Source organism: Pseudomonas mandelii, assembly GCF_002251635.1.
GTDB lineage: Bacteria > Pseudomonadota > Gammaproteobacteria > Pseudomonadales > Pseudomonadaceae > Aquipseudomonas > Aquipseudomonas mandelii_B.
Map to the genome: position 1 here is coordinate 24,238 of NZ_NMOJ01000100.1, position 26,410 is coordinate 50,647.

Annotated in this window: 21 protein-coding genes; 2 read left to right on the forward strand and 19 right to left on the reverse strand. The window is 60.3% G+C overall.

Going from position 1 to position 26,410, the window contains the following annotated elements; all coding sequences use genetic code 11:
* Positions 1–123: 123 nt before the first annotated feature.
* Positions 124–1,545 (reverse strand): bifunctional D-glycero-beta-D-manno-heptose-7-phosphate kinase/D-glycero-beta-D-manno-heptose 1-phosphate adenylyltransferase HldE, encoded by a 1,422-nt coding sequence (gene hldE / locus B7L09_RS14845; RefSeq protein WP_094469450.1) that lies wholly within the window; start codon positions 1,543–1,545, stop codon positions 124–126.
* Between the two features lie 113 nt (positions 1,546–1,658).
* Complete coding sequence (gene msbA, locus B7L09_RS14850) at positions 1,659–3,521, reverse strand: lipid A export permease/ATP-binding protein MsbA (RefSeq protein WP_094469451.1); 1,863 nt, start codon at positions 3,519–3,521, stop codon at positions 1,659–1,661.
* 159 nt (positions 3,522–3,680) lie between these two features.
* Between msbA and B7L09_RS14855 the strand changes: the two genes are divergently transcribed.
* Together B7L09_RS14855 and B7L09_RS14860 are read left to right on the forward strand one after the other, a co-directional pair.
* Positions 3,681–5,537, forward strand: a complete 1,857-nt coding sequence (locus B7L09_RS14855) for a bifunctional O-antigen ligase/aminoglycoside phosphotransferase family protein (RefSeq protein ID WP_094469452.1) — start codon at positions 3,681–3,683, stop codon at positions 5,535–5,537.
* Positions 5,537–6,754, forward strand: coding sequence for an acyltransferase family protein (locus B7L09_RS14860; RefSeq protein ID WP_042932961.1), 1,218 nt, complete (start codon positions 5,537–5,539; stop codon positions 6,752–6,754). Before B7L09_RS14855 ends, B7L09_RS14860 begins: the two co-directional genes overlap by 1 nt.
* 101 nt (positions 6,755–6,855) lie before the next feature.
* Here B7L09_RS14860 and B7L09_RS14865 read toward each other — a convergent pair whose 3' ends face one another.
* The 17 genes from B7L09_RS14865 to B7L09_RS31995 form a co-directional block, all read right to left on the reverse strand.
* On the reverse strand, positions 6,856–7,740 hold the full coding sequence (locus B7L09_RS14865; protein ID WP_064450371.1) for a glycosyltransferase: 885 nt from the start codon (positions 7,738–7,740) through the stop codon (positions 6,856–6,858).
* A complete protein-coding gene (locus B7L09_RS14870; protein ID WP_064450370.1) occupies positions 7,737–8,891 on the reverse strand; it encodes a glycosyltransferase family 4 protein in 1,155 nt (384 codons plus the stop codon). The genes B7L09_RS14865 and B7L09_RS14870 overlap by 4 nt, the downstream gene beginning before the upstream one ends.
* Complete coding sequence (locus B7L09_RS14875; RefSeq protein WP_094469453.1) at positions 8,888–9,772, reverse strand: DUF6625 family protein; 885 nt, start codon at positions 9,770–9,772, stop codon at positions 8,888–8,890. The genes B7L09_RS14870 and B7L09_RS14875 overlap by 4 nt, the downstream gene beginning before the upstream one ends.
* An 83-nt stretch (positions 9,773–9,855) precedes the next feature.
* A complete protein-coding gene (locus B7L09_RS14880) occupies positions 9,856–11,259 on the reverse strand; it encodes a PIG-L family deacetylase (RefSeq protein WP_094469454.1) in 1,404 nt (467 codons plus the stop codon).
* A gap of 8 nt (positions 11,260–11,267) precedes the next feature.
* Positions 11,268–12,164: an antimicrobial resistance protein Mig-14 gene (locus B7L09_RS14885; RefSeq protein WP_094469455.1), complete on the reverse strand. Its 897-nt coding sequence runs from the start codon at positions 12,162–12,164 to the stop codon at positions 11,268–11,270.
* Positions 12,164–13,294, reverse strand: a complete 1,131-nt coding sequence (locus B7L09_RS14890; protein WP_094469456.1) for a glycosyltransferase — start codon at positions 13,292–13,294, stop codon at positions 12,164–12,166. Before B7L09_RS14890 ends, B7L09_RS14885 begins: the two co-directional genes overlap by 1 nt.
* Entirely contained in the window at positions 13,278–15,035 is a 1,758-nt protein-coding gene (locus B7L09_RS14895) for a carbamoyltransferase family protein (protein ID WP_094469457.1), read from the reverse strand. The genes B7L09_RS14890 and B7L09_RS14895 overlap by 17 nt, the downstream gene beginning before the upstream one ends.
* A gap of 314 nt (positions 15,036–15,349) precedes the next feature.
* Complete coding sequence (locus tag B7L09_RS14900) at positions 15,350–15,685, reverse strand: YceK/YidQ family lipoprotein (RefSeq protein WP_094469466.1); 336 nt, start codon at positions 15,683–15,685, stop codon at positions 15,350–15,352.
* 238 nt (positions 15,686–15,923) lie between these two features.
* A complete protein-coding gene (locus B7L09_RS14905; RefSeq protein ID WP_094469458.1) occupies positions 15,924–17,375 on the reverse strand; it encodes a lipopolysaccharide kinase InaA family protein in 1,452 nt (483 codons plus the stop codon).
* Positions 17,375–18,127 (reverse strand): lipopolysaccharide kinase InaA family protein, encoded by a 753-nt coding sequence (locus B7L09_RS14910; RefSeq protein WP_094469459.1) that lies wholly within the window; start codon positions 18,125–18,127, stop codon positions 17,375–17,377. The genes B7L09_RS14905 and B7L09_RS14910 overlap by 1 nt, the downstream gene beginning before the upstream one ends.
* Positions 18,124–18,858 carry a lipopolysaccharide kinase InaA family protein gene (locus tag B7L09_RS14915; protein WP_094469460.1) on the reverse strand — a complete coding sequence of 245 codons (735 nt, stop codon included), beginning with the start codon at positions 18,856–18,858 and terminating at the stop codon, positions 18,124–18,126. Before B7L09_RS14915 ends, B7L09_RS14910 begins: the two co-directional genes overlap by 4 nt.
* Positions 18,858–19,664: a lipopolysaccharide core heptose(I) kinase RfaP gene (rfaP, locus tag B7L09_RS14920; protein ID WP_094469461.1), complete on the reverse strand. Its 807-nt coding sequence runs from the start codon at positions 19,662–19,664 to the stop codon at positions 18,858–18,860. The genes B7L09_RS14915 and rfaP overlap by 1 nt, the downstream gene beginning before the upstream one ends.
* A complete protein-coding gene (locus tag B7L09_RS14925; RefSeq protein ID WP_094469462.1) occupies positions 19,664–20,785 on the reverse strand; it encodes a glycosyltransferase family 4 protein in 1,122 nt (373 codons plus the stop codon). The genes rfaP and B7L09_RS14925 overlap by 1 nt, the downstream gene beginning before the upstream one ends.
* Entirely contained in the window at positions 20,785–21,846 is a 1,062-nt protein-coding gene (waaC, locus tag B7L09_RS14930) for a lipopolysaccharide heptosyltransferase I (protein ID WP_094469463.1), read from the reverse strand. Before waaC ends, B7L09_RS14925 begins: the two co-directional genes overlap by 1 nt.
* Before the next feature lies 1 nt (position 21,847).
* Positions 21,848–22,882, reverse strand: a complete 1,035-nt coding sequence (gene waaF, locus B7L09_RS14935) for a lipopolysaccharide heptosyltransferase II (protein ID WP_094469464.1) — start codon at positions 22,880–22,882, stop codon at positions 21,848–21,850.
* A gap of 307 nt (positions 22,883–23,189) precedes the next feature.
* On the reverse strand, positions 23,190–26,129 hold the full coding sequence (gene glnE, locus B7L09_RS14940; protein WP_094469465.1) for a bifunctional [glutamate--ammonia ligase]-adenylyl-L-tyrosine phosphorylase/[glutamate--ammonia-ligase] adenylyltransferase: 2,940 nt from the start codon (positions 26,127–26,129) through the stop codon (positions 23,190–23,192).
* The coding region (locus B7L09_RS31995) for a hypothetical protein (RefSeq protein WP_176457709.1) at positions 26,126–26,410 on the reverse strand (285 nt) is incomplete at its 5' end. The genes glnE and B7L09_RS31995, both read right to left, overlap by 4 nt.

Sequence of the window (26,410 nt, forward strand, 5' to 3'; positions counted from 1 at the left end):
CTCGCCACAGTGACCGCGTCGTTTTCAGTTATTGCGGATTTTTTCNGTAAGGCAGTGCGATAGGAACAAGAGTGCTTGTGTGGCGAGGGAGCTTGCTCCCTCGCCACAGTGACCGCGTCGTTTTCAGTTATTGCGGATTTTTTCGACTATTGCGGTGGTCGAGCTGTTTGCCACCAGCCCCAGCACTTTCACGGTTCCGCCGTAAGCGGTGACGATGTCGGCGCCGACCACCTGGTCGATCCCGTAATCTCCGCCCTTGACCAACACGTCCGGCTTGACTTGGGCCAACAGGTTTTCCGGGGTGCCTTCAGAGAAGCTGATCACCCAGTCCACAGCACCCANACCGGCCAGTACGGCCATGCGACGGTCGACGCTGTTGATCGGACGACCCGGCCCTTTCAGGCGGCTGACAGAGGCATCGTCGTTGACCGCAACGATCAGACGATCGCCTTGGGCGCGTGCCTGCTCGAGGTAGGTCACGTGGCCGGCGTGCAGGATGTCGAAGCAGCCGTTGGTGAAAACGATTCTCTCTTTATGCGCACGCGCATCGTCGACCGCCAGCAGCAACTGCTCAAGGCCCAGCACACCGCGCTCGGAACCTTCTTCGCGCTGGATGGCACGACGCAGTTCCGGGGCGCTGATCGCCGCTGTACCGAGTTTGCCGACCACGATGCCCGCCGCCAGATTGGCCAGGGCCACCGCGTGGGGCAGTTCTTCGCCCGCGGCAATCGCAGCCGCCAGCGTGGAAATCACCGTGTCGCCGGCACCGGTCACGTCGAACACTTCGCGCGCGCGCGCCGGCAGGTGCAGCGCCGGATGATCCGGGCGCAGCAAGGTCATGCCGTGCTCGCCACGTGTCACCAGCAACGCACCTAGGTCGAGGTCGGCCATCAGCGCGGCGCCCTTGGTCACCAGTTCGTGCTCATCGGCGCAACCGCCGACGATGGCTTCGAACTCGCTGAGGTTTGGCGTGATCAGGCTGGCGCCCCGATAAATCGAAAAGTCCTTGCCCTTGGGATCGGCCAGCACCGGGATGTTGCGGGCCTTGGCGGCCTGGATAAGCACTTGATGATTCTTCAGGGCGCCTTTGCCGTAGTCGGACAGGACCAGCACCTTGATGCCTTCGAGCAACGCGTCAACCTGACCGCTCAGGGCCAGGGCGTCGGTGGCGAAGGGTTCTTCGAAATCGATACGCAGCAATTGCTGGTGACGGCTCATGACCCGCAGCTTGACGATGGTCGGCTGATGGGCAATGCGCTGGAACAGCGCGCGCACGCCTGCACCGCGCAGGCTGTTAGCCAGGCTGTCGGCGGCTTCGTCGTCGCCGGTTACACCCACCAGGGAGGCCGGTGCGCCGAGGGCGGCAATATTGAGGGCAACGTTGGCAGCGCCACCTGGACGGTCTTCGATTTGCTCGACCTTGACTACCGGTACCGGTGCCTCAGGGGAAATCCGTGAGGTACCGCCATGCCAGTAACGGTCGAGCATGACATCGCCGACCACCAAGACAGGGGCTTGATCGAATCGCGGCATGGACAACTTCATGGAGCAACCCACATACAAAATGAACAGGGCCGCGATATTACCACAGGGTTGGCGTGGGCTTGTGTGGCGGCTGCAATGGGATGATTCAACAGGGGTTTTTACTCATTTATTGATCAATAAACCCGATAACCGATGGCAGGTATCCGCAATCGACAGCGTCTGCGTGTCAATCTCGAGGCGATGTTTTCAGCCGGCGTGTCCAGGCCCATGGCGTGCAAGCGCGAGTAATAGCCTCCTTGCGCCAGCAGCTGAGCATGGGTGCCACGCTCGACGATTTCGCCGTGATCCATGACCAGGATCATGTCAGCCTTCTCGATCGTCGACAGACGGTGCGCGATCACCAAGGTAGTGCGGCCTTTCATGACTTTATCCAACGCGGCTTGAATGTGCCGCTCGGACTCCGTATCCAATGCCGACGTCGCTTCGTCGAGAATCAGCAGTGGTGCGTTTTTCAGCAACGCCCGGGCGATTGCCAGACGCTGGCGCTGACCACCGGAAAGCAGCACNCCGTTTTCGCCCACCTGGGTATCGAAGCCTTTGGGCAACTGGTCGATGAAGTCCTTGGCATAGGCATCCGCCGCCGCCGCTTCAACGTCTGCCCGTGGCGCACCGGCCAGGTCGCCGTAGGCGATGTTGTTGGTCACGGTGTCGCTGAACAGGGTGACATGCTGGGTCACCTGGGCAATGTGCTTGCGCAGGTTGAGCAGTTTGTAATCTTCGATCTCTACACCGTCGAGCAGGATTTCGCCGCTTTCATGGTGGTAGAACCGCGGGATCAGGCTGGCCAGGGTCGACTTGCCGCTGCCGGAGCGNCCCACCANCGCGATCATCTGCCCCGGCGCTGCGGTGAAACTGATATTTTTCAGGACNTCACGTTCGGTGCCGGGGTAGGTGAAGTTCAGGTTACGTACGTCCAGGCGGCCGCTGACCTTGTCGCGTTCGACGGTGCCGCGGTCGACTTCCTTCTCTTCGTCCAACTGTTCGAAAATGCTTTCAGCACCCGCCACGCCTTTCTGGATGGTCGAGCTGACTTCCGAGAGTTGACGGATGGGCTTGGGTAACAGGCCGGCCAAGGTGATGTAGGCAACCATGTCGCCAGCAGACGCATCGCCGCGAAGGTAAAGCACCAGGAACATCAGCACGGCCATGGCGGTGTAGATCACCAGTTGCAGCAACGGCGTGTAGATCGCCCCGGTGCGGGTCATGCGCAGCTGCTTGTCGGTGTTGCCCTGGCTGGCCTTGAAGAAGCGCTTCTCTTCGTAGACTTCGCCGCCGAAGCTGCGCACCACGCGGTAGCCCTGGATGGTTTCGGAAGCCACGTGGGTCACGTCGCCCATGGCCACCTGGATCTTCTTGCTCTGCTTGCGGAATTTCTTGCTGGCCGTGCTGACCATCACCGCAATCAGCGGCAGGATGGCGATCATCACCAGCGTCAAGCGCCAGTTCATGAACAGCAGTGAGGCAAACAGGAAGATCACCGTCATGCCTTCGCGAATCACCACCTTGATGGCATCGGTCGCCGCACCCGTGACCATGGTCACGTTAAAGGTGATGCGGGAAATCAGATGCCCGGAGTTGTGGTTATCGAAGTAGCGGTTGGGCAGCGTCAGCAGGTTATTGAATAGCTCGACACGCAAGTCATGCACCAGACCCAGCGAAACCTTCGCAAGATAGTAGTTGCCCAGGAACGAACCCAGGCCCTGCCAGGCCGCGATCAGAATGATCAATAAAGGCACGGCTTGCAGCAATTGCAGGTCGCGCAGGAACGGTACGTTGGGGAACAGCACCGCTTCCGGGTTGGATAGGCCGTCGACGAAGTACTTGAGGATGTACCCCAGCATGGGCTGGGTCGACGCGAAAATCAGAAATCCAACGATACTCAGCGCGAACAAGCCGGCATAGGGCTTAACGTACATGAGCAGGCGGAAGTATATTTTCAAGCTCGAAGGGCTTGCGCTCGGACTGGAGTCGGTCATATCACGCGGCGTTTTGAAAAAGGAGGCTGACTTTAGCACAGCTTCTCTGTTGTACTTGCACCCGGTATAACCCACGGCCCGGTTGGATCCAACCGACGACATTACATAGCGACTACTTTAAGATGGTCGGCTTTCTCAATTCTGGAATGGCTTTTCTGTATGCACTCCAAGCGCCTCAATAGCGTATCCAATCGAGTCTTCGATTTCATTTGCCTCTGGATTCTTCCGGTCGGCTACTTTTTGCTTTTGTGCGCGCTGTTTTTCCTGCCGGGACGAAGTCTGCATCACAAGCTTTTTTATGGCCTGTTCAGCATTCCAGCGCTGATTGCCCTTTGCTTGCGGCCCCGTGAATTCAAGGAATTGCTGCGCGAACCGATCTTCGTCGCAGTGCTGGTGTTCGCAGCCTGGGCGCTGGTGAGTTTGTGCTGGGGCCCTGAAAACAAAAGCATCGGTCAGTTCAAGCCGCCACTGCATACATTGTTGTTGTTTGCAGGCTGTTACTTGCTGGTGCGTTATCGCAGTGAAATCGTTCAGCCGCTGTTGTTCAGCGCCTCGATGGTCGCCCTGATCGGCACGGCTTACTACTTATGCCTCTTTGCTCGAGTCTACGAGCCCGGGCTGCGGCTGATAGGTGGCGGCGCGTTCGACAATCCTTTGCTCAGTTCTCACATCTTCGGCTTTTTTTGCGCGTACTGGCTGAGTTTGAGCATGACCTGCAAGTGCCGGAAAGTGCTCTGGCTGAGCATCCCGGCGATGGCCATCATGTTCGCTGCGGTGCTTGAAACGGGGTCAAGAACGCCTCTGGTTGCACTGACGTTGGCGTCACTGTGGCTGAGTTTCATTTGTTGGGGTCGCAGGTCCGTGGTCTTGCTCGGCGCGCTGCTCATCAGTGGGGCAACGGTGACCGTACTGTTCTCGCAGATGATCATCGAACGCGGCGACTCCTATCGCTTTGAAATCTGGCAGTTGGCCCTGAACAAAATTGCTGATCACCCGTGGATCGGTCATGGCTATAACGCGGACCTGGCCATCGACCCCGTGGGCGGTGTCGAGCTGATGGAACCCCACAGCTTTGCGCTCGGCGTGCTCTATTACGTCGGCATCATCGGCTTTATCCCGTGGATCTTCATGCTTGGCTGGGGCCTGTACAAAGGCTTTAAAGAGCGGGCACAGCCGCTGTTCCTAATGACTTCCGCCCTGCTGGCCTACGGCATCGGCGCCGGCCTGACCGAAGGCGGTGGCATCCTGTCGCGGCCCAAGGAGCACTGGTTCCTGCTGTGGATCCCCCTGGCCCTGATCGCCGGCCTGAGCATCGCCAAACGTCGTGGCAGCCTGCTGCGCATTCCGGTGCAAACGCCCAAGCAGCAGGCGTTTGAAGCACTGCGCAGCGGCGCTGATGTCATCGAGGAAGATGGTCTTGGGCCGAAAGTCCTGCGCCTGCAGGATGGTAGCTTCCTCAAGCTGTTCCGGGCCCGCCGCTGGTACACCTCCGGCATGTTCAACCCCTATTCGGAACGCTTTGTCAGCAACAGCGAACAACTGCGACGGCTAGGCATTGCATCACCGGCCATCCTTGATCTGTATTACCTGCAGGATGGCAGCAGCGCCGTGCACTATCGGCCGCTGCCCGGCCTGACGCTGCGTCAGGCCCTGCAAAGCCTGGACAGCAGCCTGCGTGAATCGCTGATTGAACGGTTCGGCCGGTTTATGGCTCAGTTGCACGAGCGCGGTGTGTACTTCCGCTCCCTGCATTTGGGCAATGTGCTGCTCTTGGAAGACGGTGAGTTCGGCCTGATTGACGTGGCAGACATGCGCATCTATCCTTCGTCGCTGAGCCTGTCCCTGCGTCAGCGTAATCTGCGCCATATGCAGCGCTACACGGTGGATAAGCGCTGGCTGTTTGAAGACCATTTCGAAGCACTGCTCCAGGGATACGCCATGATGGCGTCGAAATCCGCTGTCGATAACCTGCACAGGCAAGTGCTGGCCGGGAGTTCCCCGGCTCGGACTCAATGATGACTGAAACCAATCCGTTCATTGCGCTGGTAGCCTACCTGCTGGCCATCGTGACCGCCGCCCTGTTGTTGCGCGCCGTTCCGAAAATCACCCGTCACCTGGAGCATTCCGGCGAAAGCCGCTATGCCAGCATTGACGGACTACGCGGCTATCTGGCGTTTGGTGTGTTCGTGCACCATTCGGTCATCACCTGGATCTTCCTGCGCACCGGCGTTATCGAATTTCCGCCAAGCAACTTCTACTCGCAGCTGGGCCAGGGAAGCGTCGCGCTGTTTTTCATGATCACCGGTTTTCTGTTCTGGAACCGATTGCTCACTCAGGGACGTCAACACGACTGGCTGGCCTTCGCAGTCTCTCGGGTGTTTCGCCTCTACCCGTTGTACCTGCCGTTGATGCTGATTGTATTTGTCACGGTGTTCTATCTGCAGAACTGGGAACTCAAGGACCCCGGCATCCGACTGGCCGGGCAGATACTGGCCTGGCTGACGTTCGACCGGCCGGACGTCAACCAGTACCACCAAACCGGCATGCTGATCTCCAACGTCACCTGGACCCTGGGCTACGAGGTGTTTTTCTATCTGGCGCTGCCATTGGCCGGCATGGTCTTCATTTATCGCGGCAGCTGGCTGCAAGTGGTGCTGTGCCTGATCGGCATTTACGCGCTGTACCAATTGGTCGGGTGGGAGCACTCACTGAAGAAGCACTTTCTGGCGAGTTTCCTGGGCGGCATTGGTGCGGCGTACTGGATACGCCGCCCACACTTGATGGCCTGGGGTCAGACGCGACAGGCGGGGATTATCGCGTTGCTGGCGCTGGCGATTGCCTTTACGGCATTCAACCGCGCGTTCAACCTGCTGCCACTGCTGCTGCTTTCCCTGTTTTTTGTCATCGTGGCCTCTGGAAACACACTGTTCGGCGCTCTCAAGCCGCGCAGCATCCGCTGGCTCGGGGAAATCAGCTACAGCACCTATTTGCTGCACGGGTTCGTGCTTTGGGTGATGGTGCAACGCCTGCCGCTCGTGATGGACCTGGACGCTCGTGACACCTGGACCTATCTGTCGCTGCTGGCCGTATGCACGTGCCTGCTGATTGTCATCAGTAGCCTGACGTTCTTGTACATAGAAAAGCCAGGCATGTCGGCCGGCCGCAAACTCTTGCAGTGGCTGCGCCAAGGCAAAAAGGCCGAAAAGAGCCTAACGGAGAAGGTCGCTCGCTGAAGCGATCAGCCCCCATCCGCGAGCAGGTCCTCACACTCGCTCGCCCTGCCACCTGAAGGCGAGCCCGGTGCGCCCCTGAAACGGGGCGCACTCACGCGGTATCAGTCTTTTTCCAGCGGGGAAAAGTACAGTCGGCCAAGGCCGCGCCAGGTTTTCTTGTTCCAGGCACCAAACGGGATCTGCGCCAACAGCTCTCGCGCCAATGCACGATTGCGATTGGACGTCTTGAGGAACATGGAGCTTAGGAACTTGTAACGCACCTCGTCATATTGCGGGTGGTCACTGAACAGCGCGTAGGAACGCAGGATGTTGTCGATCATGAATCGATGATTCTTGTACGAGTTGGTAGCGTGCTTGCGGTAGCGCGCCATCACCACGTTCAAACCGTCGATGAAGTACCCGGCGCGGGTAATCTTCAGCTCGATCAACAAGTCTTCCAGGCGAATCTGCGGGTCGAACCCACCGACCTTTTCCAGCGCCTCGCGCCGGATCATCAGCGTGGGCGCTGGCGGGTAGGGTTTGCGCTCCAGAAACATATCGTCGAAGTCCAGGCGCCGAAAAGGCACATCCCGGCGCTGGCGCTTCTCGGGAAACAGCTCGCCGTTGGAGTCGATCAGCTCGATATTACCGGCACAGATACCCACCTCAGGCTTGCCATCCATATAGGCCACCTGGGTCGCTATGCGCTCCGGCAACATGATGTCGTCGGAGCCGAACGGCACAATCAGCGGGCCTTGAGAGCGGGCAATCGCGCCATTGAGCGTATTGGTCAGCCCTTGATTCTGCTGGACACGAAAGTCGAAGGCATGGTGTTCCTGCAATCGACGAATGCGCTCGACACTGTCGTCTGTCGACCCATCGTCAATCACCAACAGCTCGATGTTGGGATACGTCTGGTTCAGGACACTGAGGATGCTTTCCTCAATGTAGGGCGCATGGTTGTAAGACGCGATGATCACCGTGACCAAGGGCTGACTCTGGTTCATACATTGTTCCTGCGTGCTTGAGCCAATCCTGAATCAATCAGTTCCAGGTATTCCTGGCGGAACACCTCAATGTCGTGCTGCGCCTGAAGGTACTGATAAGCCTGCTCGCCTTTCTGCGCGAGCGCTTCATCGGACAGCGCCAGGTAGGTGTCCAGCGCCTGGGTCAGCTCGGGCACGTTGGCCGGCTCCACGGCCAGGCCACCCGCGCCTTCAATCAGCGGCAGCATGGCCGGTACGCTTGAGGCGATCACTGGCAGGCGACCGCTCATGCCTTCCAGCAATGCCAGGCCCAAGCCTTCTGCCAGCGAAGGCATCGCCCAGATATCAAAGGCGCGTACGTATTGCAGGGCATTTTCCTTGAAGCCCAGCAAATGCACACGACCCGCCAGACCAAGGCTGTTGATTTGCGCGGCCAGGTTGGACTCTTCGCGCCCGGCACCAATGATGGCGAGCTGCGCCGAAGGGTATCGGTCTTTAAGCGCCGCAAATGCCTGCAACAAATAGGTGTGGCCCTTCACCGGCACCAGTCGCCCCAAGGCGCCGATCAACCGAACCGAAGGGTCGATGCCCAGCAACTCGCGCGCGCGTTCACGCGAATGCTGCAAGCCTTCGGCCTGCTCGATGTCGATGGCATTGGTAATGGCGTAGGTATTGCGGTCGGTAAACCCGCACTTGCAGTCCAGCAGGTACTGCTTGACCGCTGGCGACACGCCGACAAAACGCCAGTGCTCGTCGATCCAGCGCTGGGCCTGCTTGCGTCGGTAAAGGCGGTCGTACTCGCCAAAGCCGTGGGAGATGCCGATGCACAACGGGATCTTCAACCAACGGTTCAGCTGCAACATCATGTTGACCGGCTTGAAGCGGTTGCACACCACGACGTCAAACTTTTCCTTGCGGCAAAACTGATACAGCCGCCACATGGCGCGAAGTCTCAAGCCCTTGAGCGACTTGTCGGAAAACTCAAAGTAAACGGACGTGGCGGCGCGACTGACCGGGTCCGCAGGCCCAGGCCGGCCACGCAAAAAGGCGGCGGTGACTTCATAGCGGTCCGCAGGCAATGCCTTGACGATCTGTTCGGCCAGGTCGGCAAAATCATGGGATTTAACATTGTAGTCAGGCTGCAATTGCAGGACCTTGAGACGCCGACTCATAACTCTCCTCGATGGAAACCTGTGGCATCAACAACCCAGGTTTTTTCAGCGGCCAGCGTCTCGATGTACGCGGCGTCTGGCGCCGGCAGCAACGGCCACTGATTACGCTTCCAGCAGACAAAATGGAAATACGGAAATTCCCGACCGCCATCCCTGTCGTTGGTCAGGCGACCATTATTCCAGAACCATTGATGCGGGAAGCGATCACTGCCGTCGTGCCATTTGATCGCACCACCCGGCGTACTGAACGCCTCGGTGAATTCACTGCGCCGACGCCACGGGTTGAGCTTGCCTACCAGCTCGAACAGCGGCTTCGGAAAATTCTTGCGCCACAGGAAAATCCTGCTGAACGCGCCTTCATCCAGGGCATGATGCTCCTGATCAGTGAAGCGCGCTTCCCAATCCTTGATCTGCATGAACACTTGGCGCTTTCTGGCGGTATTGCGCATCAGGCACAAATGGCCGGCCACCCGCCGCTCATGGGTCGAGAACAGGTCATAGCCGGCCAACCGATCAGCAGTGAAGTATTCGCGCAGGTTGCCATAGATCAGGTCGAGGTCGCCAAACGCCCAGAAATCGTAGCCATTGAGGCGGTCAGCATGAATGTGCCCCAGCGCTGGCTTGATATCACACAGCTTGTACGGCGCCTGGGGCGCAAAGTTGATGCCCAGCCGTTTTGACACCAACCCGCAGTATTCGCTGAACGTCATGAACTCGACGGTGACGTTGGGTGGCAGGTTATCGGGCGTGCCGCAATCGCTGAACAGCAACCAGTCGATATCGGCATTGCGACGACAACTTTCCAGGAAAAACGGCATCCAGAACGGCCATTGGCCGAAATACGGAATCAGAAAAACAATGCGCGGGCGTGGGTTGATCACAGAAGAATCACTGCAGTGGTTTAAGACGCGGCCATGCTAGACAGCGAAGTGCTTCATTTCTGCTGTCCAGNAGAGTCACTTACTTACAAACGCCAGAACAGTTCATGGCGACGCACAGCCTTGCGAAAAAATTCGTTTTCACCGTAGGGTGAGCCGGAGCGCCCCGCCAACAGACGCTGCAACACGCGGCGCAAACGCCGCTTGAAAGGTGCCCGGGGCTGCAAGTCGTGCATCATTCCCAACGCCATGGCCTTGTCACGCTGCTGCGCCGCAGAAAGCACAAGGCAATAGGGAACCAGCAGGCTGGTCGAATCGAAAGCCGGGGGAAGCGCCGTACCGGTTCCCGAGTCGCCCATCGGCCAGCGATCGTTATCGTGCAGATGATTGGCGTAGCCGAGCAACGTGGTCGGCTGCCATTCAAGGCCTTTCAAGGCTTCGAGAACCGCTTGCTGGGCGCTGAGATGATCGGGGTGCGGATCGAGCGTCGGGTGCGGCAGCACGATCACTTCTGGGCGTGCGCGCAACAACAGCTCACGCAGATCGGCCAGCAGGTTGTTCCAGGTCGGTGCGCCATCGATGTCGCCCGGCAGGGCAAACGGATTCAACTGGCGATAGACGCGGGTGTCGCTCAACTCGGCTTCACGGGAACCCATCGGCTGCGCTGGCGCGGCTTGCATCGCCGCCAGTTGCAGGCAGAAATAACCCAGCTGCACGGAGTGTTCTTGCGGCACCCCGGCCCAACGCGGCACAGCGATGCTGTCCCAGGCGCGCAAACGGCCCTTGAGCCGTGCCGCCTCAGGCTTGCCCAAGCCCATTTGCTGATAGTGCTCGGCTTCAATCTCGCCGGCCGTGAGGGTGACGATCCAGGCTTCATCGGCCTGACTGTACAAACCATAGGCGGCCAATTCAGCGTCGTCGGCGTGAGGCGCGATCACCATCACCCGCTGGCGGCGGTAATCCGGTTGCTCCAGCGCCCACAGCACCGGCTCACCGAGCAAGCGGCAGAAGCGTCCGTGCAGGCGCAACTCGCCCCGCGACAGCACTTGCGCCTGACCACTGAGGTTCAGGTAACGCAGGCCATTCACACCGCGCTCAAAGGTTTGTCGGTCCGGGTTGTCGCCACCCAGCAACTCGACCATCGGGTCGATAAAGCGCCCCAGCCACGTGCTTTTTACCCGCAACGCCAACACCAGCGTTGCGTCGTTGACCAGCATCACACCTTCGTCCAGGCGCAGACGCTCACCGTCCAGATGCACCTTGGGCTGTGGGGTGTAGGGCGGGAAGCTGTAGTGGTAATCGTCTTTCGGCGAATAAAACAAATGGTCGGCGAACCATGCCTCGTGGGCAATCCAGCCCAGCACCGCAAGCACCAGCGGCAACCACCATGCCACCAGCACGCCGATGGCAATCAACAGCACCAGCGCGATCAACAGGCCGATCCGTTTGTTGCGCCGATGGCGCTTGAGCAGTTGCTGTTTGCGGCTCATGGGCTCACTCACACGGTGAAGACCGGCACGGGATTGCACCAGCGGTCCTTGTATTCTCGGTCGGCGCGACCGAAGGAAAACCGCAAGGGTTTATCCAGGGCCCGCGCATGTTCCCAGGCACTTTGGGTGTTGAGGAAACTCAATACACTGCCCGGGCTGAAGGCGCGGGTTTCGGGGTCCACGCCGCCATTGATGTACTCGACACTGATCCACTGCGGCGCTTCGACGCGGTAGACCAACTGAATGGCGATCGGCGCATCGTTGAGGAAAATCACCGAACCGATCAGCCACTCACGCAGCAGCTCGATCACCTGTGCCATGCGTTCGGCGCCTGTGGCGGGAAAGCCCCAGCGGCGCTGAAACAGGTCGCAGTAGATCGCCGACAGCTCTGCGCTGGAGAACACCTGCACCGGCCGCACCACACCGCCCGCCTCTTCCAGCAGGCGCAACTCGCGGCGTTGGTTATAACGAAACTTCTTCGACAACTCTTCCGGGGTACGCGCCATGGCCAGTTGCTCGGCCTGCAACTTGATGTCGGTGAAACGGCCTTCACTGAGCGCCGACAAATAACGTCCGCGGTGGCGCAGCGGCGCGTGCGCATCAACGGCGGCCGGCAGGATCAACTCGGCATTACCGAGGTCGAACAGGCCTTTTTTACCACGGCGCTTGAGTACGTCTTTAGACAGTGCCAGGTCGCGGCCCCAGGTCGGGATGGCGGCTTTCACTTCACCGTTTTGCTCCCAGGCCAGGTAACGCACCGGGATGTCGGCCAACTGTGCCAGGCGTTCAACTACCAGAGGATGGGTCGCGACGCTGCCGCCAAAACGTTGCCAGGCTTGTGCATAAGTCGAGGCGTCGACCACCGCCCAGCCCCGTTCACGCCAGCCTTGAAATCGGTTGAGCATCAGCCCCTCGGTGCCAGTTCGGTGACATGCGGCAAATGCCAGAAAGCATCGCGTACCGCGCGGTCGGAGAAACGCTCACGTAGGCGATCGAGCATCAGCTCGGCGCACTGGTGACGCTGCTGGTCGTCCATCGCAGCCAGATGTTGCAGCCCTTGGGCCAAGTGTTCGGCATCGCCCAGCGGGAACAGAATACCGACGCCCTCGACCACTTCCTTCGCCCCGCCACACGCAGTGGCAAGCAACGGCACGCCGGCAGCCATGGCTTCAAGCAGCACCATGCCGAAGGGTTCGTGATCAGAGCTCAAGGCAAACACATCGAAGGCTCGGAAGTANCGACGGGCGTCCGGCACCTGGCCGAGGAACAGCACGCGGTCGCCGATACCCAGTTCCCGGGCCAGGGCCTTGAGGTCCTCTTCCAGGCGACCACTACCGAGGATCACCAGTTGGCTGTTGCCCGGCAAGCCCGGCAATGCCTCGGCAAATCCGTGCAGCAGCGTGGCCTGGTCTTTGTCTGGGTGCAGCCGCCCGACGTTGCCGACAATCCAGGCATCCGCCGACAGACCGAGGGTTTCCCGGGCCTCACGGACCGATACCTGGCTGGTCTGCAACGCCAGCACATCGACACGGTTATAGAGCGTCTGAATCCGCCCGGCCGGCCATTTCGGCAGGCAACGGCGCATGTCGTCACGCACCGCATCGGACACACCGAGCAGGCTCAGGCGCTTGCTGAAAATATGCGCGAAGAGTTTGCGGGTGCCGCGTTTGTAATCGCCAAACGCGTGATGCACGCCAATCACCGGCAGCGAGGTGCCGAGCAAGGCGATGTAGATCGGCTTGAAGCGGTGGGCAATGCAGAAACTGAAATTGCGCGAGGCGGCGATCTTGCGCAACTCACGGATGGCGCCCAGCTTCAGGCCACGAATGGCCTTGGAGCTGAACTCCATGAACAACACTTCATCGGAAGCGCAGCCCGCGGCAACTTCAGCATCGGCAGCCCCGGTCAAAAACACCGTGGTCACTCGNTAGCCGGTGCCTGCGAACAAACTGGCGTACTGCCGCGCGCAGTCCAGAAACGGCCCGTCATAGCCGTGGCAGAACTGCAGGACGTGGCGCTCAGCCGACCGAGTCATAAGGGTCCACGCCGTCTTTGACGACCAGGATGTCTTCCATGATCAGGTATTGCAGGTCGGAGCCGAAGAACATGTTCAGCGCGTCGGTCGGCGAGCAGATCATCGCTTCGCCACGGCGGTTGAGCGAGGTGTTCAGCGACACGCCGTTACCGGTCAGCACTTCCAGCTCTTTCATCATGTCGTAGTAGCGCGGGTTGTATTCGCGCTTGAGCACCTGGGCGCGGGAGGTGCCATCTTCATGGACCACTTCCGGTACGCGGGTTTTCCACTCTTCCGACACTTCAAACGTGAAGGTCATGAACGGCGCCGGGTGATCGACCTTGATCATCTGCGGGGCCACGGTGTCGAGCATCGACGGGCAGAAAGGCCTCCAGCGCTCGCGGAACTTGATCTGGTGGTTGATGCGGTCAGCCACGCCGGTGGCGCTCGGGCAACCGATGATCGAACGACCGCCCAATGCACGCGGGCCAAACTCCATGCGGCCCTGGAACCAGGCCACCGGGTTACCGTCGACCATGATCTTGGCGATGCGCTTGGGCATGTTTTCGATCTTGCGCCACACCGGCTTGCTTTCGTGTTTGGCGCACGCAGCGATCACGTCTTCGTTGCTGTAGGACGGGCCGAGATAGACGTGTTCCATCTTCTCTACCGGTACACCACGGGCGTGGGACACATAGGCCGCCGCGCCAACCGCGGTGCCGGCATCGCCGGACGCCGGCTGCACGAACAGCTCTTTGACGTCGTCACGAGCNATGATTTTCTGGTTGAGCTTGACGTTCAATGCACAACCGCCGGCGTAGGCCAGCTTGCCGGTTTCCTTGAGCACGTCGCCCAGGTAGTAGTCGATCATCTGCAGGGCCAGCTTTTCGAACAGCGCTTGCATGCTGGCCGCGTAGTGGATGTAAGGCTCGTCGGCGATGTCGCCTTCGCGCTTGGGACCCAGCCACTCGATCAGTTTTGGCGAGAAGTAGAAACCCTTGCCCTTCTCTTTATAACGGCGCAGACCGATGACGTTGGCGTAGTCGGTGTTGATCACCAGCTCGCCGTTTTCAAACGAGGCCAGGCGCGAGAAATCATACTTGCTGGCATCGCCATATGGCGCCATGCCCATGACCTTGAACTCGCCGTCGAGCATCTCGAAACCGAGGAACTCGGTAATCGCGCCATACAGGCCACCCAGGGAGTCCGGGTCGTAGAATTCCTTGATCTTGTGGATCTTGCCGTTTTCGCCGTAGCCGAAGAACGTGGTGGCGTACTCACCCTTGCCGTCGATGCCCAGGATCGCGGTTTTTTCCTGGAAGCCCGAGCAGTGGTAGGCGCTGGAAGCATGGGCCAGGTGGTGTTCAACCGGCTCGATCTTGATTTTTTTCGGATCGAAGCCCAGTTGCTCCAGGCACCAGACGATCTTGTTGCGATAGCGCTTGTAGCGACGGTTGCCCATCAGGATCGCGTCGAGCGCGCGGTCCGGGGCGTACCAGTAACGCTTGGCATAGTGCCAGCGCGCCTCGCCGAACAGGCTGATCGGCGCGAAGGGAATCGCCACCACGTCAACGTCGGAAGGCTTGATGCCGGCTTGTTCCAGGCAGAACTTCGCCGATTCGTAAGGCATGCGGTTCTTTGCATGTTTGTCGCGTACGAAGCGCTCTTCTTCGGCGGCCGCGATCAGCTTGCCGTCGATATACAACGCTGCGGAAGGATCATGGCTAAGGGCGCCGGACAGGCCAAGAATCGTCAATGCCACAGGGGTCTAGCCTCTTTTAGTCTGCATACAGGCGGGNTGCGCCTCAAAAATTAATGTGCCCCTCGCAAGGGGCGAGAGACAGCTAAAGGGCGGGATTATAGCGTAAACATGACGGGAATGACCCAGCGCTTATTACCCCTCCTGGACGAAAGCGTGGCATCCCGCTTATCCGCGGCCTGCCCACCTGCTCAAATGGACTGGGAGATCCCGGTCGGCGCTATAGCCTCGGTGAGTTCATCGGGGCTTATAGCGTAAACATGACGGGAATGACCCAGCGCTTATTACCCCTCCTGGACGAAAGCGTGGCATCCCGCTTATCCGCGGCCTGCCCACCAGTAAATACCGAGGTTGCCGTCGGTGGCCTGGCGGTAAATCGTATAGGGCAAGGAAACGGTGTCCATGACCCCTGACAGGGTCAGGTCCAGCAATACGAAGGGGACGAGGAAGCCGGTGGGATCTGGCGGGGCATTCAAGATGCAGAAGTCGTAGGCCAGACCACTGTACATGCGGGGGATGGACTGGCAGTAGGTTTTTTGTTTTCGCAGGCCGCGAGCGGCGTCTTCGTCATCTTGCAGCACCGTCAGTGCGGTCCCGCAACCCGATAAAGCCAGTGAGAAAGTACCGATTGCAACAGCCGTTTTTATGGTCAAGATTTGCCCTCCGTGAACGTCAGGCAAACTAGCATCGCGGCTCTTCAGGGCACAGTTCATGGGGTCTGGGGATCATGTAGGATAGTTCACAAGAACTTGTCCCCTAGATCTCGATGGGCAGGTATGGCCCCATCGCGAGCAAGCTCGCTCCCAAATCGGATCTGCGTCGTGCATAACACCCTTGTGGGAGCGAGCTTGCTAACACCCTTGTGGGAGCGAGCTTGCTCGCGATGGCGATTCAGGCGACGCCAGAAATGCCTTTGGGCAGACGCTGGTCGATGACCTGATACAGCGCGCTGCTCTCGGGCCAGTTACGCATGAACCGCGCCCGGTCCCGTGCATATGCTGGGGCAAAGCTCCCCACCGAGCCATGCTGACACATCGAATCCAGATCGATCAGCGCCCAGCGATCCTGTTGCCAGAACAGGTTATGACCCTTGAAATCCCCATGACTGATTCGCTCGCGGATCAACTCGGCAAACAAATGATCCAGTGCCAGCAATTCAGCCTCGGGCGCATCACCGTTCTCAACATACGGGGCGAAGCGCTCGATGATGTCCGGCCCCGGCAAGTATTCGGTGACCAGATAAGCCCGGCTGCGCAGCCAGAAAAAGCGCTTCTCCAGCAACGCCAGCGGTTTGGGCGTGGCGATGCCGAGGAACGCGAGGCGATTGCCTTCGCGCCACGAGTGCCAGGCACGGCTCGGGCGCCAGAAGCGTTTGAGCCAATGGGCGAATCCCTTGATGTTGTAGCGCTTGATCACCAGCGGCCGACCATCAACCTCGACTTTTCCTACACTCGCCGCACCACCGGTTTTGTACAGGTGGCCCTGGTCAAGCAAGGCATCGGCCTGTTCCAGCACCGGCAGCATCGCAGGCTCTTCCTCGCGACGAATAGCCCGCAAGCCAAAAGCCCCGCGCTGGACGCTGAACAACGAACACTCGCGGCCCACCTTGATCAGGTAGTCCTTCAAGCGCCAGCTGCGAACCTTGTCGATCTGCTTCTGCAATGCTTCCATCGGCAGCGCGTGTTCGCCGTTACTCAACAGGTAATACACCAGCAGTTCTTCGGTGAACGGTTCCAGCGACTTGGGCAACTGGGCGAAAAACACGCCGAGGTTTTCCAGGACTTTCTGCCGTGACAGCGGCTGGCCCGGGGTTTCAGCGCAGACGCCGCCGCCATCGATCAGGTACAACCGGCCACGCTGACGCAGGAGGTTGTCCAGGTGCAGGTCTTCCTGCCAGAGCCCCTTGCGATGCATTTGGCCGATAGCGCCCAACGCCTCGGCCAGCACGGCCCCTTGCATATCCGCCAGCACCGGCAGGTGTTCGACTTTTTTCCAGGTATCCCCCAGGCTCTCGGCGCCCTCAAGGAAATCGAACAGCAGCCAGCCGCCCTCGCCTTCNTNCANGCCGTCGGCCAGCAGCTGCGGCGTGGTCAGCCCTTGATCGGCGAGCAAGCGCACGCCGTCCAGTTCACGCTGAAAATGCCGCGCCGCCTTGCTGCCGACCAACAGCTTGGCCAGCACCGGCCGGCCGCGCCACACGCCAGCGCCGACATAACGCTGCCCCGGCAACACGCGCAACAGGCTCAGCAACTGCAACTCGGCAGATCCGGCGGCATCGGCCAGTGAAATGCTCATCGGCAGCCTCGGACTGCGGCCGGCGCCTTTCAGTTCGGACAAGCGCATCAGCGCGCCTCCTTGTGACTGCGTCGCGCGGCCAGGCGCGAAACCCAACTGTCCACCAGCGAACTGTCCGGTGGCTGATCCACATAAACTGCCAGCAACTGGCGCAACTGCGCTTCAGTCCATTCTGGCGCACGGCGCAGCAACGGTTCCAGGTCCTTGACCCGGTCGCGCCTGCCGAACAGCAACGGGCGGGTTTTCTCCAGGTCGATCAACTGCGCGGCATACCCTGTGCCTGTGGCCTGCAGAAAAATGTGCTTGGGGTAGAAGCAACCATGAAGCTGACGCACGCCGTGCAGGTGCCGCGCCAGTTCGCCACAGGATTTCATAATGGCCGTGTGTTGCGCTTCGCTCAGGTCCGACCAGCGCTGCAACAGCGAATCCAGGTCATCCCAACCGTCCAGCGCGCGCGTCAACAGAATCGCCCGTACTTCCCCGTCGACTTTGCGCTCACCAAAAAATGCCGCTTTCAGCGCTGGAATACCCAGCTTCTGATAACGACTGATGTTGCGAAACTCGCGGGCAAAACTCGGTTCGCCAAACGGCGCATGAAGGGTACGCGTCAGGTAATTGCTCTGGCGCTTGAGGTAGTAGCCCTGACCTTCAAGCTCCAGGCGAAACACGCTGCTCCAGCCGCCACCGACGGTATTGGGTTCATCCACCGCGTCGAGCTGCTTGGCCCACAGTGCGTCGAACGTGCCGAGGCCATGACGCTCAAGTAGCGCACGGTCTTCAGCGGCCAGAAAATCAGTCATTCGCGTCCCTCGAAAAATCTCACCACGTGCCGGATGCGTTTTTTGTCGTCGGCATTCAGCCGGTCACGTTGGCGGTATTGCAGGTAAAAGCGCAGGCGCTGGGTAGCCGACAAGTGATACTTGGCGACTTTGTCCAGGCAGGCCAGGTCTTTGGTAATACGGTACTTGAGCCAGAACCCGCGCCAGAAATCACCGTTGGGGCAATCGATCAGGTACAGGGTCTGATGATCGTCGACCAACAGGTTGCGCCACTTCAAATCGTTATGGGTGAAACGGTTGTCGTGCATGGTCCGGGTATAACCGGCCAACTGACGACTGACCGTGTCGACCCAGGCGCGGTCCGCCAACTTGGGATCGTGGCGGTCGGCGAGGGCCGACAAGTCTTCGGTGTTGGGCAGTTCACGGGTGATCATCGCGCCACGGGCATACGCCGCGCCGCGCCGCTCCAGTCCCCAGGCAACCACGTCGGCGGTAGGAATNCCCCACCTGGCGAAGCGCTTGAGGTTCTGCCATTCGGACTTCACCCGCGGCTTGCCCAGGTAGCGGCGCAGGCCTTTACCGGCACCTACGTAACGCTTGACGTAATAATTGACGCCGTTGCGATTGACGCGGATGACTTCGGACAACAGGTCGCGGGTCAAGCGTTCGCCTTGAAGCGCGAACACCGCTTCCAGGCTGCCAAAATCTTCCGCCAGGTCGCTGTATTCAGGTTCCAGTTTCCAACCCGGCATCAGAGCGCATCCCCGTATCGCTGTTTACGGTCGTAGAGTTTGTTGGCCTTGCCTTCAAGCCAGGCAAGCAGCGACGCTTCTTCAGCCAGAACCTGGCGCAGCGGCTGCTGAAAATAGTCCTTGAGGAATCGCAGCTTGTCGCGCTGGGTCAGACCGATGTCCAAGGCTGAAAAGTACAGCGCCGCCAGATCCTTGTTGCGCCAGCGCTGGGTGATCGCCGGGCGGGTCTGGGCACGGTGCAGGTCGATCACCGAGAGTTTGAAGTCGTCAGGCGTCACCGGTTTATCGGTGTGCAGCAGGAAGTGGCAGATGTAGCAGTCGCGGTGGTTGACCCCGGCGCGATGCATCATGCCGGTCATGCGCGCNACTTCAGCGATCAGCGCGCGCTTGAGGCGCGGCTCGGGTGGNTNCTTGATCCAGTCGATGCTGAAGTCTTCGAGGCTGACGGTGGGCGCCAGCTCTTCGGTGACGATAAACGAATGCTGATCCGCCGGGTTGCTGCCCTTCTCGCCATACGCAACCGCCGTCATGGTCGGCACGCCGACTTCCTGCAGGCGCTCGATGGCCTGCCACTCCTGGCCCGCGCCCAGCACCGGCAGCTTGGCGGTGACCAGGTTCTTGACGATCTCGCCCCAGCCGATGCCACGGTGGATCTTCACGAAAAAGCCATTGCCGTTCACTTCAGTGCGCAAGGTCCGGCGCGCTTCCAGCTCACGGTAAACCTCGCCCTGCAAGCCTTCGACTTCGGTGAACGCATCGCGTCCGGCCCAAAGGCTCTTGAACGGTTCAGCCAGCATCAACTTCATTAAGCGTGCTCCGCCAGAATCACATCCGCCGCGTGCTGCGGCATGCTGTAGAGGTCGGCCGTCTCAGCGAAGGCCAGACCGTTGCGGCTCCAGGCCGCCCGTGCTTGAGCGTCGTTCAACATGCCGGTCAGGTACTGCGTCAATTGCGCCTGGTCGAACGGTTCGTCCAACACCAGGCCGGCATCGGCCTCGGCGATGTAATGGGCATACCCACACACGGCCGAGACCAGCACCGGCAACCCGGCCACCAGGGCTTCGAGCAACACAGTGCCGGTGTTTTCGTTGTACGCCGGGTGGATCAACAGGTCGGCACCCAGCAGGAAACGCGGAATATCGCTGCGGCCCTTGAGGAACTGCACGTTGTCGCCCAGCCCTAATGTGGCGCTCTGCAGTTGGAATACTTTGGGGTCGTCCTGGCCAATTACAAACAGGCGCGTGCGTTTCTTCAGATCAGCGGGCAACGCGGCCAGCGCCTTGAGGCTGCGATCAACGCCCTTGGTCTTGAACCCGGAGCCGATCTGCACCAGCAGCAGCTCATCGTCCTTGAGGTTGAATTCGCGACGGAAATCAGCTCGGATTTCGGCGGCATTGGCTGGCGCGCGACGGTCCTGGGAGATGCCCGGCGGCAGCAAATGGAAGCGCTCCAGCGGGGTGTCGTAATGCTTGATGAACAGCGGCTGCTGCACTTCGGAGATCATCAGCACTTCGGTCTTGGCGTCCTTGGCGAACACCGCGCGCTCGTACTCGGCGAAGTGCCGGTAGCGGCCCCAGCGACGGTATAGCGAGTTGCGCAGGTTCTGCGCCTTGTCTTCAAAACAGCCATCGGCGGCGTAGTAAACGTCCAGGCCAGGCATTTTGTTGAAACCGATCAGGCGATCCACCGGGCGCTTGGCCAGATCNGCTTCCATCCACTCGCTGAGNTTTTCGTTACGGCGATGNTTGAAGAACGCCTTGACCGGCGCCACCAGCACTTCGAAACCCGGCGGAATGTCGCCTTCCCAGATCAGCGTGTAGACACGAATCTGGTGGCCGCGCTGCTGGCACTCCAGGGCGATACGCATGAAGTCGCGCTGCAGGCCACCGAAGGGGAAATATTTGTACAGAACAAAAGCCAGTTGCATCAGTGCAGCTCCTCAGCCAGTAACAACGTGCTCAGTCGGCTTGCCACACGCTCAGGGTTCAAGCGCGTGAAGCACAGGGGCGACTCACGCTTGATGTCGAACCGACGGGCATCTTCGGCCGTCGGTTGATAGGTGCATTTCTTTTGCAGGCACGGTGCGCAGGGGAAGTCGCTGGCGATGTGAATCTGCGCCTTGCCGTAGGCGCCGGTCAGGCCCGGGTTGGTCGGGCCGAACAGCGACAGGGTCGGTACGTCGAGCGCCGCGGCCAAGTGACCGAGGCCGGTGTCCACGGCCACGCAGGCTTGAGCGCCGGCCAACACTTTGCCGACACCGGCCAGGTTCAGCTTGGGCAAGACTTCGACATGCCGGAACCCTGCGGCAATGCGCTCGGCCCGGGCTTTTTCAACTGGATTGCCCCACGGCAGCTTCACGGCAACGCCCAGATAACCAACGCGTTCGGCCAGCTCGCGCCAATAGGCTTCGGGCCAGTGCTTGGTGTCCCAAGTGGTGCCGTGCAGCAGCAGCACAAACGGTTTTTTNCGCGGCAGTTCCACCAGGCGCTCGACGTTCAGCCCGTAATCGCCCAGGCCTTTGGGCAGGTCGTAGCCCAGAGCCAGGGCAAACAATTGACGCACCCGCTCTACCGCGTGTTGTCCACGGCCCACGGCCAGGCGTCTGGAATAGAAACGTGCGGCGATTGGCTCGCGCGCCGAGTCCTTGTCGAGCCCGGCGACCGGCGCTTTGACATAGCGCGTCAACCAGGCGCTTTTCAGCAGGCCCTGGGCGTCGATCACCAGATCGTATGGGGTAGCGCGAACGCTTTGCTTGAAGCGCTTCCACTCGCCACTCTTGAGGGTTTGCCAGAGGTTCTTGCGCCAGCGACGGATCGCCACCGGGATCACCTTGTCCACCGCCGGGTGCCAGGTAGGGATCTCGGCAAAGCCTTCTTCCACCACCCAATCAAAGCGAATGCCAGGGATTGCCCGCGCCGCGTCGGTCAGTGCCGGCAAGGCGTGGATCACGTCGCCCAGGGATGAGGTCTTGATTACCAGTACGCGCAAACTAACGGACCTCGACCACAGNGCCCTGCAACCGCTGCAAGGCTTCGTTCACCGCTTGCGGCATGAGCTGGCGCAGGCAGTTGTAATGACCGAAGCGGCAGGTGCGATCGAAGCACGGGCTGCATTCGAGGCCCAGGCGCACGATCTCGACGTGCTCGGCCAAGGGTGGCGTGAAGCCCGGCGACGTCGAGCCGTAGACCGCCACCAGCGGGCGGTTCAACGCGGCAGCNACGTGCATCAGGCCCGAGTCGTTGGACACCACCGCGTCGGCGCAGGACAACAGGTCGATGGCCTCGGCCAACGAGGTGTCGCCACTAAGGTTCACGGCTTCTTCGCGCAGACCGGGAATCAGGCGTTGGCGGATGTCTTCACCCACCGAGTGATCGTTTTTCGAACCGAACAACCACACCTGCCAGCCTTCACGAATCTTCATTTCGGCGACCTTGGCGTAGTGCTCGGACGGCCAGCGCTTGGATTCGCCGAACTCGGCGCCGGGGCACAGCGCCAACACCGGACGGTCGAGGATCAAGCCGAACTTGGCCAGTGCCGCGTCGCGTGTAACCGGGTCGATCTGCAGGCTCGGGCGCGGGTAAGGTGTCGGCAANTCGGCACCGCGCTCATAAGCCAGCGCCATGAAGCGCTCGATCATCAGCGGAAAACGTTCTTTATCCAGCGTGCGCACGTCATTAAGCAACACGTAGCGAAACTCGCCGCGCCAGCCGGTACGTTTAGGGATGCCGGCAAAGTACGGCACCAGCGCCGATTTCAGCGAGTTGGGCAGCAGGATCGCTTGGTCGTACTGGCCGAGCATGGATTTGCCGATGCGCCGGCGCGTCGCCAGTTCGANNGCGCCGTGGCCGAGCGGAAAGCTCAAGGCCTGACGGACTTCGGGCATGCGCTCCAGGATCGGCCGGCTCCATTCGGGGGCCAGGACGTCGATTTCGCATTGCGGGTGGCGTTGCTTGAGACACTGGAACAGTGTCTGCGCCATCACCATGTCACCGACCCAACTGGGCCCAACGATCAGAATATTCATGTAGTTTCCANAAACGAACCGGGGAGGCATACGCCTCCCCGCCTCGAGAATCACTGCGAGAGCCTGTCGGCTTGCGATGGGTCATCACCTTCAACATTGCTGTCGACTGTCACTCCGCTATCGCGAGCAGGCTCGCTCCCACATTGGGATTTGGTGTACATCGATCTGCGATACAAAGCAGATCTCCTGTGGGAGCGAGCTAGCTCGCGAAGGGGCCGTCACATCTAGCATCGATGGCGACTGACACCCCGCCTTCGCGAGCAGGCTCGCTCCCACATTTGAATCTTGTTGCTTCAACTCGCGCGTTTCAGCTTAACCCCAGCTCACGCCAGATCCGCAATACCTGCCGGCGTTCATCGACAAACTGGTCGCCCGGTATCACCCCGGCGTCCTTCTGCAAGGCCTGCCGGTGCGCGGCGGAGCGGTAGGCTTTGTAAGCCTCGCGCAGCAGGCTGGCGTCTTCGGCGGGCATCAGCCCTTCGTGTTCCAGCTCTTCCAGAATGCGGATGTTATCCGTCCAGCGAAGCAATGGCGGGTGTGTTNCGGACCACGCCAAAGCGGCGTATTGCACCATAAATTCAATATCGACGATACCTCCGGCGTCCTGCTTGAGGTCGAACGCCGCCGTGGGCTCGAAGGCATTGGCGCCGGTACCGGCCGCCGTGGTCCGGGTGCCCAGGTTATCGCGCATCTTGGCGCGCATTTCGCTGACCTCCTGACGCAAGGTCGCCAGGTCCCGTGGTTTGCCCAATATCGCCGCGCGAACCTTCTCGAACGCCAGGCCGACATCCTGGCTGCCCACCAGCACCCGAGCNCGCATCAGGGCCTGATGTTCCCAGGTCCAGGCTTCGTTTTCCTGATAGCGGGCAAACGCCCCGACCGAACTCACCAGCAACCCAGAGGCGCCGGAAGGTCGCAGGCGCATATCGACTTCATACAGTTGGCCGGAGTTGGTCTGAGCCGTGAGCAAGTGAATGATCCGCTGGCCTAAACGCGTAAAAAACTGCGCGCCGTCAATCGGCTTGGCACCGTCGGTTTCCGCCTGCGGGTCACCGTCGTGGATAAACACCAGGTCCAGGTCCGAACCATGCCCCAATTCGATCCCGCCGACTTTGCCGTAACCGACAATGATAAACCCAGGATCGCATAGGCTGCCGTCCACCCGCTGCGGCGAGCCGTGGCGCGCCACGGTCTGGCGCCAGGCCAGGGCCAGCACTTGTTCGAGGATGGCCTCGGCGAGCCAGGTCAGGTAATCGCTGACTTTCATCAGCGGCAGGCTGCCGGCGATTTCCGAAGCCGCGACACGCAGGCGGTGGGCCAGTTTGAAGTGGCGCAGGGCTTCCATTTGCTGCTCAAGGTCATCCTCGGGAATCCGGGTCAGACGCTCACGCAATTCGGCGGCCAGTTCCGGCGCCAGGGGCGGTTTGAACAATCGCCCTTCATTGAGCAATTCGTCGAGCAACAGCGGGAAGCGGGTGATCTGCTCAGCGATCCACGGGCTTGCCGCGCACAAGGTCAGCAAACGTCGCAGCGCGCCGGGGTTCTCGGTCAGCAACACCAGATACGCCGAGCGACGGGCCACCGCTTCAACCAGCGGCAGTACGCGCTCAAGCACCAGATCCGGATTGGCATGCTCGACCGCCTGAGCCAGCAACCGCGGAATAAACGCATCGAGGCGCTCGCGCCCCAAGCGCTGCATCGCCCGCAACTGCGGACTGCTGCGCAAACCGGCCAACGCCTTCAAGGCCTTGGTGGCATCGGCAAAACCGCCCTCTTCCAACTGACGGCAGGCGGCCTCTTCATCCTGAGCTTCTTCCCACAGCGGCAGCCATTCACCGCCGACCACCACTTCGCTTTCGGTGCCTTCCTCTTCATCGGGATCGGCGATCACCTGACCAAAGTGCCAGGCCACGCGGCCGCGCCAATGCATAAGCTGAGCATGGAAAGCCTCCCAGTCAGCGAAGCCCAACATAAAGGCAATGCGCGCCTGATCCTGCGCACCGTCCGGTAGCATCTGGGTCTGGCGGTCGGCAATCGCCTGGATCGCGTGCTCGGTGTACCGCAGAAATTCGTAGCCTTCGCGCAGCTCGCTGATCACGGCCGGCGGCAGGTAGCCCTGACCTTCCAGGGTGCTCAGTACTTTTAATAGAGGGCGTTGCTGCAGGCTCAGGTCGCGACCGCCGTGGATCAGTTGGAACGCCTGCGCGATAAACTCCACCTCGCGGATGCCGCCCGAGCCCAGCTTGATGTTGTCGGCCATGCCTTTGCGCCGCACTTCCTGCTGGATCAACTGCTTCATGGTGCGCAGCGCTTCAATGGCGGAAAAATCCAGGTAACGCCGATAAACGAACGGGCGCAGCATCTCTTGCAGTTGCGCGCCGGCCACTTGATCGCCGGCCACCACCCGCGACTTGATCATCGCGTAGCGTTCCCAGTCGCGCCCCTGGTCCTGGTAATACTGCTCCAGCGCGTTGAAGCTGANCACCAGGGCGCCGGCCGAGCCGTATGGCCGCAGGCGCATGTCGACACGGAATACAAAACCGTCGACGGTCATCGGGTCGAGGGCCTTGATCAATTTTTGACCAAGACGAATGAAGAATTCCTGATTATCCAGCGAGCGTTTCACGCCGACGGTTTCGCCGCCCTCGGGGTAGGCGAAGATCAGGTCGATATCGGANGACAGGTTCAGCTCCACCGCACCGAGCTTGCCCATGCCGAGGATGACCATGTGCTGAGCTTCGCCGCTGCGCCGGCCGGTAGGCACGCCGAACTGCTGGCAATGCCGCGAGTACAACCACTGATAGGCCTGATCGATGCTCGCATCGGCCATGTCCGAGAGGTCGCGGCAGGTCTGGACCAGGTCGGCCTGGCGAGTCAGGTCGCGCCAGATGATCCGCACTTGCTGACGGGTGCGCTGACGGCGCAAGGCGCGACCGAGTTCATCATCGGTGTCGGCCGCATTCACGGCCGCCGCAATCTGCCCGCACAACTCACCGGGTGCGAAGCTGCGGTCCAGTTCGCCAGACTGCACCAGCGCCAACAACATCAAGGGGTCACGGACACTTTGTTCGGTCACGAAGTCGCTGGCGGCGGTGACGCGGGCGAATTGCGCCCAGCGCTCAGCGGTCCAGGCAGACAGGCCATGGTCGTCTTCCAACTCGGCAACGGCGGTACGGAACGACTGCTCAGCGCGGGTGACAAACGGCAGGAGAATGCCGGGCAGTTCGGCAAGCGGAGGGAGGCTCATGGTCTATCCTTGATCGGCGTGTAGAAGGCTGCATGTAGTGAATTTTCAATTCGCACTACCTGATCGACTGTCGAACAAAGGTTAGAAATAGCTGAAATTTCTTTATTTTTGGCAGGCAGCATCAAGCTTTCACCTTTTTCGGTTGGCAAAAGACCAACCTTAACGATTATTCTCACAACGCAGCCGGAGGCCACAAGCCGCTCATCTGTAGTTTTACTACTCGTATATACATTCGAAAGGCTGAAATGGCCGACGATTTGTAGTAAAACTACAGGACGCCG